Below are 13,395 nucleotides of genomic sequence, written 5' to 3' on the forward strand. Positions count from 1 at the left end.
GCTTGTTCAAGAAGGTTTTTTCGCCACTCAAATCCGGGATTACATGGCCTTTTATAAGCGCCATAAGAATTCTTCGTTTCAAAACTCGCACCCATGAAGCGCTTCTGATGCAGCCGGCTTTCCCATGCGAGTCTGAGATGGCAAATGCGATTTTCTAATGTTTCCATAGCATTTTTTCACGATGCATGCGAAGCTTTGTCTGAAGCAGGACGGAGCGTTTTGTTTTGTAGTATGAAAATGACATACGATGCGTAGCATCTATAAAAAGAGAAGAACTCAACTTCTTCAAGTTTACTTGAAAGATTGAGTTCTTCTCTTTTTAATACGCTCGCTTTTGCGAGCTTTGTCATTTTCATTTAGTAGATTTCTTGTCCGTCCTGCAAGTTTAGCTGAGCATGCATCAATAAAAGAAAAAATACGGAAACATCTGAGAAAATCTGCATTTGTCAGTGACGAGCAGGGGAAAGTGGTGCGAGGAAAAAGCTTCCAGGGTGCTCACACATGTTGAAACGAAGCAGAATTCTCATAGGCGCTTATAAAAAGCTCATGAAATCTTCCGAATTTTCACAAGGACGAAAAAATCCTTTCTTGAACGACGCATATATTCCCGCGGGGCGCTTATCTGGTCTGCAGATGGCGCATTACTTCAAGGTGTAGGCGATGGTGAATTTGTTGTCCTTGAAGGATACTGAAGCGAGGGCACCGCAGAGCATTGGGATCATTGGAGGGTGATGGCCGATATCTAGATCCATCAGGATTGGTACTCCATATTGACCTAACATGTCTGTTACGGCGTTGTACTGGTCAAGTCCGAACATTTCCTGTCCAAAGGCCGCTCCCGGTCTTCCAATGAGAAAACCCTTAACGTGTGAAAACCAGCCGGACTCCCTCAGGTTCCATATTGAACGTCTTATGCTGTATACGTTAAGATCACAAGCTTCAAGGAACCATATAATTCCATCATCTGCATATCTCTCCGAAAAGCCCTTGGCATCTTCGTAGGGTGTTCCAGAAAGGTTTACAAGGCAATCAAGGCAGCCACCAATTAGTCTGCCTGAAAAGCTTATTTCTTCATCCTCCGAATTGTCCTTCCCAATGTAAGCCTTCATCCTGTTAGGTTCAGTCACATAATAACTGCAGAGATCATCGGGATTCTCAGGAAGTTCCATCTCCCATTTATCATAGCTTTCAAAGGAAAGTTTTTTACCGGTAATAAGATCAAAAGCATCTGCAACAGCAGGATGCCACTTTATCATTCCAAAGTCTCCGGCGCAGGGAGCATAGATGGCAGCTGTATCGGAGAGTGTCACAGATGGAAAAATAAAATTAGTATTATCAGAGTATCCCATGTACCATTTAGGCTTGGCTGCTGCAACTGCCTTAAAATCTATATAAGGCACAACCTCGTCCATAAGCTCTCCACCGCCTACAGACATCAGTACATCATTCTTGTCACTCTTATAATACTCATTAAGTTCAGCGCCGCACTTATCGGGAGAATTACTGATACCGATTCCCTCAGCCTTATCACAGTTTGGGCCAATATCCAGTCCATAGCCCATTTCCGAAAATGTCTTTCTCGCGTTTTCAAATCTGCTTATGTAGGGCTCAAAGGTACATCCAAAAGATGGTGCAACAAATCCAATAGTTCCACCCGGTTTCAAAAACTCAGGATATCTCATATTTTTCCTCCTGTGATTATTATGATCCAAACAAATACGAGGAATCAGCAGCTTAAGTACCTATTGTACTTATGGATAGAATCTTATCTTAAGTCCCTGCATATCCTCGCAGGCTTCATCACAAAGCCTTTCAAGAGCATCAAAATATTTGCCCAGTCTGTATCTGGCAAATTTAGAATTATAGAAGATAACATTCCACTCACTTCCCAATTCTCTCAGCACATCATTAAATGCATCAAGGTTTTTACCATAGTAATCAGGAAGCGGAAGTTCTCTCACAAGTAAGTCCTGCAGGTCTTCCTTACTGTATACTTCAAATAGATCAATATAAAAAACCTGTTCCATCATGGCTCTCCATATAATAGTTCAAATGATTCGTAGTGATCGTCAGTGTAATAAATAAGTCCGTCATTGGAATATATTATTCTCTTGGCTCCGCGCTTACTCTTACCAAGCGTATCAATATCGCATTCGTAATACTTCCTACCCTTTTGGGCTGGTAAAAGACCTTCATAGTTGCCAAAGTAATCTCCGCCTATACACATACCCGGTGCATACTCTTCAAGGCTTCCTCCGGGCCAGCCAAGCTTCTGCGCTTCCTTTTTGGTAATAAAGTTAGCCGGAAGCTTTCCAAATGTGATAATATAATCTGCCACATCATCCTTGCTGGTGTATGTCCCGTTTTCATCAATTCCAAGGCTCTTCTGACCTAAATCAGTTTCCGCGCTGTCATCACCGGAATCGCCTATTTCATTGCTGATGCTAAAAGCTTCATTCGCTGTATAGGCCTCCTCTGTAAACTCTCCAGTTTTGGTGCAGCCTGCAGTCAGAAATACAAATGCCAGGATCAGCCACAGTGATATTCCTCTAAATATCTTTTTCCAAACCTTCATCAGTCTAATCTCCCAGATAACTATCCTATATCTCGAGTTTTATTACACACAAATAAGCTAATAAGCTTTTCCATCCTGATCAGGCAGACAGATTGTAAAACATGAAGTAAATAACAGATCCTGCCAAGGCAAGAACTACACTAAAAACTGCCACAAGAGAAATAACTCTCATAAACAAATTCTTTTTGTTGTCACAAACCGAAACAAGTCCAAGTGATGTAAATACCAGTGACGCAGTCATATATCTAAAGTCACTGCTACAAGTATATGGATACTTAAACACATACAGACAGAAACTGATCAGCATAAATACATAAGTAAACAGAAGGAATGTTGTTCTGAGACAATCGTCCTTTCCCTTGATCTCTCCAATCAACCGGCCTGTATAGTATGCAATAAATGCTATTGTCAAAAGAACCCCTGCTATTATAGAAGCCACATACGCTATCTGACACACAGCCAATAATCCTCTTCCAATATCTGCCGGATAACTCTCTGAGAATAGCCCTGTCTGGAACAAAATAACCCAGGTATTATGGATAGATGCGGCACTTATTACATGGAAAGGAAATTCAGCATGCCAGTCTGCAAGGCCTGGTATTCCAATTATTGACCACACAGAATACGGTCCTGTATACATTACAGACTCATTTGGAATAAGAGCCGGTGAAGGAATTCCGGGCTTTTCTCCAAACAGGATAAGATTCCTGACAATATATGATAATCCAATTGGAATACATATCACACCGAACACTACGTACTCAAGTAATGTTCTTCCAATTGCAACCCTGTTGCCTTCTTTTATCACCTGAACAAAGTAAATAAAGAAAACAAGCGCAATAGAGAATGCGCAGATTGCAGTATTTAGTTTGCTGATCATTCCAAAGCCAAGAGAAAGCGCGATCAAAATGATATTAAGATATGTCCTGTCCTCAACCCATTCCAATGTTCTCCATATTGTAACCAGCAAAAGAAGAAGAGCTAAAATATCATTATTGATAGAACCGCCTAGGACAATCAGCTTTGGATGGAAAGCAAAAAGACACATACCAAGACTAAGAAGTTCCTCTTTTATCCCGCTCTTTTCAAGAATGTGCAGCATAACAACAATACAAAGACCGGAGTAGATAAGTGTCGGAACCTGAAGATTTTCAAATGCCAGTTTCTCAGGAACTCCAATGAGCCTCTGTATTGTCATCCAAACCGCTTCAATCGTGTGGTGAAGCGGTGGATGATAGTATCCAAAATGCTCATATGGATCCATATCCGGCAAATGGAAGAATTTATAAATATATTCAATGTAACCTATATGACCGTTATTGATAGCATCCGTTCCAAAACCTGTATATGTTCCTTCATCATTCTGAAGAGTATAAATGTCATAAAACAAAACATAGCCTGCTCTAAACAGCATTCCAAGCCAAACTGTCCAGAGTATTCCCTTTTGCGCATCAAGCTCTCCCTTAAGTTTCTGCTCAGCTATCAAAAACAGGCTTACAAATCCAATAAGAAACAGAAGCGCCAGCTGAATCTGACCATTTGCTCCACTTGCAATAGAAGTCGCGTAGTTTCCCTGCAAAATAGCTACGCATAAGGCAACTAATAGGACAATCAGATTAGCTTTTACATATACTGATTTTTTCAAGGTTGTCATATAAATCTCCACGTAATCACATATTATCTTTAATTGTATTTAACATTTTCAAAAGTTGCATGTTCAACGCCTATAAGCTCAGGCTCACTGTCTACGCTTCCTGTTATATTGACATTTGAAACAACAAGTTCTTTGACATTCTTGGCATAAATGCTTCTGCCACTCATCTCATCGAAATTATCCATCATGACAGGTCTCTCAGGAACACGCTCGTTTTCAGGAAGGAAGCTCGCGTTAATGTTCTCAAATACAAGCTTCTCAATAGGTCTCTCAGGAAGGCCAACAGCACATACTATGCTGGCGCTTGCGCCCTTACATTCAATATTTCTGCCGGTAATAGAGCCAATCGCAGGTGTCATCTCGTCAACAGGCGCCGGCTCCTGATTCTGAACATAATCAGTATGTCCATCCGGGTCACAGAAATAGAACATGTTAACTGTAAATGGCATATGAACGCCATTCATATCAATATTTTCAAAAAGAATATCATCAAGAACAGATCTTTCGCCTCTTCCGCGCCTTGTCTTTATTCTGAGTCCTCTGTCTGTTCCATCAAAAATACACTGAGTAACCCTTACATTCTTAACTCCGCCTGCAACTTCACTTCCAACTGTCACACTGCCGTGGCCTCTTTCAAACCTGCAGTTACGGATAATAATGTTCTCAGTAACTTTATGATGTTCCATACTCATATAAAACTTGCCGCTCTTGATTGCCATGCAGTCATCGCCCACAGAAATCGTTGTTCCTGCCACAAGGACATTTTTACAGCTCTCAGGATCAAGGCCATCTGTATTAGGTGAATCAGATGGATTATGAATATACAGATTCAGGAATGCAAGATCATCACTGTAGTACGGATGAACTGTCCAGCACGGAGAATTCTGGACGCGTACATTCTGAACTCTGACCTTCTGACATCTTACAAGATACATCGCAAAAGGTCTCCATGCTCCTCTCTTAACCTTGGCATTCACCCACCAGTCACTGTTTCCGGCATTGCCATCAATTGTTCCAGGTCCGATTATATCGAGATTCTGTGCATCAATAGCTGTAATTAGTGATGCATAACAATTAAGCGGATTGCCTTCCCAGGTTCCAAGATTGTACTCACTCTTTTCATCGGTAGCTCTTGTCATTCCCGGAAGAACAGGATAGTGGTTTCTATCTGTATCTCCAAGGATCACAGCGCCCTTATCAAGCCACAAAGTCATATCGCTCTTAAGAAACAGTGGTGTTACCAGATACTCTCCCTTTGGAAGATAAACAGTTCCATCCTTTGGGCATGCACAAATAGCAGCCTGTATTGCTGCTGTATCCATAGTTACTCCATCGCCCTTTGCACCAAAAGCTGTAACGTCAAGAAGATAGGATTCATGCCCTGTAGTAAAGTTCCTGGTCTCTACAGTGTCGCCCATCTTAACAGAAATACTGTAATCCTTATCAGGTAAAAGATCAGGAATAGACACTACGTTCTGCTTACCTGCATAAACCACTTTCCCGTCAATCTCTATAGTATATTTTTCATCCTGCTGATAAATAGAATCTGTCTCCAATTCTATAGTTACGCTTCTGTTAAAGATCTCTAAAATATTAAATTTCATCAACTACTCCTTATTACAACCAAACTTCATGGCACTATTCACCAAATTCAATGATCACACACCAAGTGCTCTATACCAAAAAGTGCCATCATGTAAACATATTCCCTTACATGATAGCACATTTCCCTACAAAATAATTGTCACTCATTGAACAAAATAAGGTTATCCTCTGCTGATAAAGGCATCAATGGCATCAGCTGCTTCTATAAGCTGATCAGTATTGCTGATAGTTGGAACTCCATCTCCGTCCTGAATTCCGTAGTTTCCAAAAAAAGAGTGAATTCCGCCCTGAATTACATATTCTTCTGAATCTGAAGGCCATTTAGTTTTACTCTCTTCATAGCTTTGAGTATTGATAACCCCATCCTCGGAAGCAAAAATAGATAACAATCTTATGTCTTTGTTACTGAAATCAGAAGTGGTATATGATGCACAAAGAAGTATTCCCTTGTACATTCCATCCTCCTGCCCTGCCAGATACTGGGTTGCAGCAACTCCTCCAAGTGAATGGCCCGCCAGATACCAGTCAAGATCCTGGTATTTCTGAACCTCAAACGGATATTTGTTTTTGATATCATCTGCTGTACCAACCCGCAGAAATGCGAGGTTTTCCGGCATTCTGGGAAGAAGACACGTATATCCCCTGTCTGCAAGCTCATACATAAGGCCGCTATAAGCTGTGTACTGAACCTTACCTCCCGGATAAAAAACTATGATAGCCTTTGGCTCACTGTTTTTAGGGGCAAAAACAATCAGATCATCGCCTTTGATTGTCTGCACATTTTCAATGACGCTCTGTTCTATTTCAGAAATAGCTTTCATATCAGCCCTATAGTAATTTGAGGCATAATACTTAAATCCAACTGCCATTAACATGATAATGACAAGGATCACCCCCAATACTCTGCTGACTTTTTTGTTGATTTTTTTTATTTCTTTCATATTCTTTTTCCTCTCAAGCAAAAATGCGCAGCAATGTGCGCATTTTGCTATATTTTTATTCTATTGGTAAGCTCTTATCCATAATCCTTAGAAGCTCCATAGCACTGGAAAAAGATATTTTCTCATTCGTTGAAGCTACTACAACCTGCCCCTGCCAGGTAGCATTCTGCCTATAAGCAACATGCACTATGAATGTATCAAGTTTTCCTCTTTTGCCCTGGATATTTCTGGTTCCATGCCGTTTCTGGACTTTATCAATTACAAGCTCATCATCCTTGACTTCATTACGTCTGTGAATACGATGTTCTTTGGGAGAAAACTCCCTCTGATCCAGTCCTTTCTGTGGGAAATCCCAGTCATCCATCAGATTATCCATAGTCGTTATCATGCCCGTAGCACTTTCAAAATGTATCGGATCATCCGAATACTGATGCCACAAACAGCCCTGATAATCTGCGTTCTCGATACCGTCAACACAAATGCTTATTAAGTTCCTGGCAAATAACATTTGCTTGGCTTCACTCATTAGTCTTACTCTTCCTTCTGTTCATCATCCTTTTTCCTGGATGTAATCAAAAGACCTGCTGCCACAGCCCCAGCTGCAACTATTGCCAGCACTCTAAGTGCCAAATTGGTCGTATCTTCTGTCCTTCCTCTTCTGGCTCCAAGAACTGCCTGACCATTTCCTGTTTCTCTCCTTGCGCCAAGGACCTGTCCGGCTGGTGCAGGAGTAACTGTTGTTACTGTTGTTACTGTTGTTGGTGGATCTGGTGGTGTAGGAATAACAACTGGCTGATCTGGTTCATCTGGTGGCGGTGGATTATCACCTGATGTCACCCATATAGCATAGAGGTCATTAGGTATTCCATCATTATCTGCCGCTATCTTCTGTCCAGGATCAACAAACTTGGCGTTTCTGTTATCTCCCGGTACCTTACTCCAACCAAGGAATACATACCCAGGTCTTTCGAAGCCCGCTTCACTAAGAGTAAGTGAATTAACAGCTTCATTAACCTTAAGCTTATCTACACCGTTTGGTCCAAGAATTACATCCTTGGACAAGTTTCTTGGATCATTGGAATGATATGTGATCGTTGTATAAACAGGATCGATACCGCTTCCTTCTCTGGTATTATAGTTAGCTCTGAGGACCACATATTTAACAGTATCAGCTCCTCTTGTAACCTTATCTACAAGATACTCTTCTTTTATACCAAAGTAGTTATTAGGATAATACAAAATATTATTCTTATCGTTATCAATTGTCCAGCCTATAAATACATAATCCTTCTCGACGTTCTTTGGAGGAGCCCCGACAACTGCCGATGAATCCACAGCATAAATATACTTATCTTCAGGTTCTCCACTTCCATGATCACCGGCTACATATACAATCTTAACATTACCCGGTCTTCTCCACATAGCTGTAAGTTTGATATCAGTGAGAACCTCTCCATATCCATATGGGCTATTTCCTGCTGTATCCTCGAACCAACCTACAAACTCATAGCCATCTCTTACTATATTTTTATTAAGAGAGATCTTAGAAAGCGTGTCCCTGTAAGGAACATCAAATTCAGCCTTTTGCTGATTGATAAGCTGGCCTCCATTTGGATCAAGGATCACATGGCATGTAACCTTCTCATATTTAGCATAGAGAATCTTATTGGCCAGTGGCATCTTATCATTCCATTTATACTCTTTCTGGCCGCTTTCATCCACATACCAGCCCACAAATTTGTATCCAGGCTTATCATATGCATGATCTTTACTAAGATCAGGAGCAAGTCCCTTATAATCTATGTTGTTGTAACTTCCATCAAGTGGCATTTCATAGAGAATACTATCAAATACAGGATCAGCCGCTACCACTGAAGTGTTCCCCATGAAATTGTCTTTGAATTCTATTTTGCTTGACAATCTCTTGAAATACAGATGTATATCGTCGCTATTATCTATTGTATAATTTCCGGTAATCTTCTCTCCGGAAACCATATCATGTTTTACGCCATTCTGAATATAATACTCCGGTTTAAATCCATTATAGTAATCATCACAGAAGAACTCGAACCTATAACCTTCATGACCATAATGAGATATTTTATGGTCAAGTGTATAGGTAGTTCCGTCAAGTTCCTGGTAATAATAATAGTAGTCTGTGTTTACCTCTCCTTTTTTGTACTGGTAAACTTTAAGCACTGTTCCCTTACAATATGTAGTAAAGATAAATGAATCTACAAAATCCAGATGCAAATATTTAAGTTCTGTCTCAAGAAGCTTTGGTTCAAATACCCATGGTCCAGCATCCTCAGGCCATACATACCCATATTTGGATAATTTCTGTTCATAAAGGCCGGTAAAGACAAGGTCGTTATATGTAGTACCATGTTTGTCTACATAAAACTTAATACTCATCAGATCTCGGTCATAATAAACATTTATGATAGTGTCTTCTTCTGTTCTAACCTTCTCTTCCTTGACAGGTGTTCCATTTTCAAGCCTTACGCCCTCTATCCAGCTATAATGGAATCCTTCTTCCTTAATTTTTGCATAATCACCTGCAAGAGCTTTTGAAACTTTTGTTCCAACCTTTGCTGTCGCAGTATATGTTCCACTATAATCATAAGTCTTTTGACTATTATCAGTTATCGCTTTGTCATCTTCTATATTCTGCTTCCAAACAACAATTGTGTACTGAGCATATTTATTAGGACTCCACTTCGCATAAAGAGTGATATCTTCGTCATCGTCAGTAAACACTTTGCTCCAGTCAAATTTAGATGACTCGTCTACTTTTCCTGCCTCAGCCCCCTTCTTTGTATACCATCCTCCAAAAATGTATCCATGCCTTGTTGGCTCTGCAGGTTCTGAAGCTGTTTCTCCAGTCTTTACATGAATAGGTCCGGTGTAAGAAGCTCCACCGCCCTTCACTCCATCATTTTCATCGAAATGAATCCAGTGTACATCTGTTGCTACAGCATAAACTTCATGAACTTTGGATATATCTACCTGACCCGTAATAATATCTTTGCTGTCCTTTTTAAGTGACCAGCCGTAAAACGCCTGTGTATCCTTCTTGGGATTGGTAGTTATATCATTAACATCTACCATGGTAGATTCGCCTGTAACAACTACTTTCTTTTTAACATGAACTACTTCACCGTCAACACCAATAAAAGTCAGATAATATGTTGTCTGTATCTTGGCATAGGCATCAACCTTGCTATTAGCTGTAACATGCTCGACTTTTCCAAACTTAACTTCCTGGCCATCAGATGTAAACCATCCAAGGAATTCCTCATCAGAGCCAAGTCCTGAAGGGATACCCGGATGAGCAAGAGTATCACCCTCTTTTACAAGCTGAGTGTTAAACTCTGTAGTATCAACATAGAAGGTATAAGTACAAATTGCTCTTTTATCATCCGTATCGTGGGAAGAATCGCCTTCTCCTGCAACAATATATACAGAGAATGCATTCGCGTTAAAAGATGCACCGTCAGCATTTGCATTTGCTACCTTTTCTGTATTTCCGGCGTCATCCTTATGAAGTACACTAAATGTTTCTCCACTAAGTTCGCTGCTAAGTGAAATTGATACATGAACATACTTGGAATCTGATGGTTCTATTTCCTGACCCTCAGCGTTATAGAAAGAAATATCCACGCCCTTAGCCTGCTGAACAGTCTCGCCAAGAGCTTCCTTGGCTGTATCAATGGCAAGACGATCTGATATAGCATTGACTACCATTGTTGTTCCTGCAGGGAATACGCCTTCTTGGGCCTCTACCTCTACATGGATCCCAACAGATTCACCTGTAAAGCCCTGTGCCGGACTGGATATTTTTTTATTAGAAGCTTCTGTTGAAGCTGCATCTGAAGAAGCAGATGTTGCTGCCTCTTCTGAACTTGAAAGGCTGGCACTATCTGATGAAGCAATAGTTGAAGCGTTGTCAGAAGAATTTTCTGTAACAGCAACTTCCAAAGTATTCTCAGAAATGCTCTCTTCAACTATTTGTCCCTCATTATTAACGTCAGGGTTAGCTTCAGGGACTACTTCCTGTCCACTTGCCTCAGATTCCTGATCCGGAGTCTCAGCCTGAGCAGAAGCAGCGTCCTCTGAACTTACCTCTTCTTTTATTTCATTTGAATCAGAACCATCTGCTAAAGCCCCCTCGGCAGGTGATTCCTCATTCTGTTCATCTCCTTGTACAGCTTCCCATTCCACTGTATCAATTTGATCTTCTGCAACTGTTTTCTGCACTACTTCATCTTCCGCAGCAAAAACTCGTGCAAAAGAAAAATCACTACCAAAGGTAGTGATTGCGAAAGCGACCGCCAGTAAAACTGCCAGTAATCTCTTTGTCTCTTTAAGCATCACAATGCCCCCTCTGAATACTTAATCGAAAATTATTTACTTATTTTCATTTAATATTATGCAATAAAGTTGCAATGATATCCAACAAAATAGCGAATATTTATCGTTTTTTAATAATTAGGCAGTCCCCGCGTCTTTCTTACTGCCCATTTCATTATTGATCATTGCATTATCTATTAGCTTGAATAATTCCAGAGCACTTCTGAAATGCTCTGTCTTGTTTTCATCTGCCCAAACGACGCGCCCCTGCCACGTATCGTTTTGGCAGTTGTCTATCTTAACGATAAACGTCCCCTTTTTTCCGCCCATAATACTTCCTTTCACAGTCTTTATTTTACCGAACGTCAATCATACAGCTAATCATAATTTAATAATTTTTTGATTAATTATTCGCACTCAAGCGCAATATACATATTTTCCTTAAGTTCCTGTCTAGGAAGAAATGGTGCCAAATCTTCAAGTGGTGGGCTTGAAAGCGTCCCGTCAGGATTTCTCCTTGCAGAACTCTTAGGCTCCCATACCTGTGTAGTATCAGTAAATACCTCGCAAAGTAATGCCCCGTCAGTATTCAAAGCTTCCCCCAGCTTATCTGCAAGTTCATTACCTGTTCTGATAGGAATATATTTATACCCAAAAGCACTTGCTATCTTCTCAAAGCTTGGAAATGCAAGGTCCCCACTTTCAGGTCCGATACCCACTTTTGAATACTCAGAAAAAATATTGTTCTGAGTAAGCCTGATAGAATGATAACCATTATTATTAATTACAAATATTTTTATTGGCAGCTTATTGGTGATCACAGTCTGAAGTTCCTGAAGGTTCATCATGATACTGCCATCTCCTTCAAGACAGATGGTATCACGTCTTCCGGAGCTTATACACATACCAATTGCGGCAGGAAGTCCATATCCCATACTTGCAACGCCGTTATTGTTAAAAAATCTGCTGCCTTCCTTTATAACATAGCTCTGATGTCCTGCTACGCAGCAAGCACCATTACTTACAGCAGTAAGACTTCCCTTTGGTAGTCTCTCCGAAAGGCTTCTCATAAATCCATAGACATTAACAGGATCATCTCCTGTGTTCTTCTGCTGATCGGACACAACAGGATATTTCTCTTTCCACCTGATGCACTGCTCTCTCCATTCATCTCGAGGGCTTACAGGCGTCATGTCTCCTGCTTCCCTAGCCATCACTTCACAGAAATCTCTTGCATCTGCCCATATTCTCTCATCTACATGTATGGTGTGCTTGGTCATCTCAGCTCTATCAATATCAACCATGATAACTCTGGCTTCTCTTGCCCAGCTGCTCCAGTTGTAGCCCACCTGTCTGATAGAAAGTCTGCTTCCTATAACAAGCAAAAGATCTGAATTCTGAATTGCAAAGTTGCCCGAACGATCTCCCATGTTCCCGCCTCTTCCGCAGTACAAAGGATCATCATCTTCCATAAGATCAATTGAATCCCAATATGTACAAACCGGAACTCCAAGCCTCCTGACCATCGATCTAAAGGCCTCAAAGCCTCCTGATAACCTGACACCTGCTCCGGCATAGATCACAGGCCTCTTAGCCTGTCTTATCTGTTCAAGGATATCTCTGGCCTTATCAGGGCCAAATGCAGGCGGAAAAGTTTTGCCATAGCCTTCCTTATCAGGTTCAAACCCCTTAAGTGTTTCTACTTCAATATCCGTATTCTGATAGTTTACTGGAACATCAAGCCAAACCGGACCCTGTCTGCCATTTTTCATCAGGAACCATGCCTTTTCCAGGTGATATCTGATGTCTTCCGGTTTTTCAATCATTACTGCATATTTACATATATGCCCGGTCATTTTGGTAATATCATATTCCTGATCTCCAAGAGATCTTAAGTCATCATATTCAGCCTGTTCCAAAGAGCTCTGCACTGTCTGTTTCCAATATCTTACAGTGGTATCATAGCGAACCTGGCCACTAACAATAAACATCGGAAGACTGTCAAGCCAACCTCCCAGAACACCTGTTATAGCATTTGTTCCTCCAGGTCCTGATGTCACACACAGAGCTGCAACCTGATTGTTGAGCCTTGAATAGCTCTCTGCTGCAATAGCCGCTCCCTGTTCATGATGAAAATGAGTGCATTTTATTCCTTCCGCATGACCGAATGAATTATCCAAAAACATAGCGCCACCACCAACTACCATAAAGCAGTCTGTGACGCCTTTTTTCCTCAAAAAATCTACTATATAATCTGAAACTTTCAT

At 40.8% G+C, this 13,395-nt stretch carries 10 protein-coding genes; all 10 read right to left on the reverse strand.

What is annotated here, in order from left to right; translation table 11 throughout:
- Positions 1–641: 641 nt before the first annotated feature.
- A complete protein-coding gene (locus BPR_RS12700; RefSeq protein ID WP_013281887.1) occupies positions 642–1,682 on the reverse strand; it encodes a S66 family peptidase in 1,041 nt (346 codons plus the stop codon).
- A 69-nt stretch (positions 1,683–1,751) separates the two neighbouring features.
- Entirely contained in the window at positions 1,752–2,030 is a 279-nt protein-coding gene (locus BPR_RS12705; protein WP_013281888.1) for a barstar family protein, read from the reverse strand.
- Positions 2,027–2,575: a ribonuclease domain-containing protein gene (locus tag BPR_RS12710; RefSeq protein ID WP_013281889.1), complete on the reverse strand. Its 549-nt coding sequence runs from the start codon at positions 2,573–2,575 to the stop codon at positions 2,027–2,029. The genes BPR_RS12705 and BPR_RS12710 overlap by 4 nt, the downstream gene beginning before the upstream one ends.
- Before the next feature lie 79 nt (positions 2,576–2,654).
- Positions 2,655–4,229 (reverse strand): glycosyltransferase family 39 protein, encoded by a 1,575-nt coding sequence (locus BPR_RS12715; RefSeq protein WP_013281890.1) that lies wholly within the window; start codon positions 4,227–4,229, stop codon positions 2,655–2,657.
- A gap of 29 nt (positions 4,230–4,258) precedes the next feature.
- A complete protein-coding gene (locus BPR_RS12720) occupies positions 4,259–5,833 on the reverse strand; it encodes a glycoside hydrolase family 28 protein (RefSeq protein WP_013281891.1) in 1,575 nt (524 codons plus the stop codon).
- 162 nt (positions 5,834–5,995) lie between these two features.
- Positions 5,996–6,775 carry an alpha/beta hydrolase gene (locus tag BPR_RS12725; protein WP_013281892.1) on the reverse strand — a complete coding sequence of 260 codons (780 nt, stop codon included), beginning with the start codon at positions 6,773–6,775 and terminating at the stop codon, positions 5,996–5,998.
- A 55-nt stretch (positions 6,776–6,830) separates the two neighbouring features.
- The gene (locus tag BPR_RS12730) at positions 6,831–7,301 is read right to left on the reverse strand and encodes a hypothetical protein (RefSeq protein WP_013281893.1); all 471 of its coding nucleotides are present in this window, start codon (positions 7,299–7,301) and stop codon (positions 6,831–6,833) included.
- A 5-nt stretch (positions 7,302–7,306) separates the two neighbouring features.
- A complete protein-coding gene (locus tag BPR_RS12735) occupies positions 7,307–11,149 on the reverse strand; it encodes an InlB B-repeat-containing protein (protein ID WP_013281894.1) in 3,843 nt (1,280 codons plus the stop codon).
- A gap of 117 nt (positions 11,150–11,266) precedes the next feature.
- On the reverse strand, positions 11,267–11,458 hold the full coding sequence (locus BPR_RS12740) for a hypothetical protein (RefSeq protein ID WP_042257074.1): 192 nt from the start codon (positions 11,456–11,458) through the stop codon (positions 11,267–11,269).
- Positions 11,459–11,535: 77 nt separating this feature from the next.
- Positions 11,536–13,395: a thiamine pyrophosphate-binding protein gene (locus tag BPR_RS12745; protein WP_013281895.1), complete on the reverse strand. Its 1,860-nt coding sequence runs from the start codon at positions 13,393–13,395 to the stop codon at positions 11,536–11,538.

Origin of the sequence: Butyrivibrio proteoclasticus B316 (assembly GCF_000145035.1) — a bacterium.
Classification (GTDB): domain Bacteria; phylum Bacillota; class Clostridia; order Lachnospirales; family Lachnospiraceae; genus Butyrivibrio; species Butyrivibrio proteoclasticus.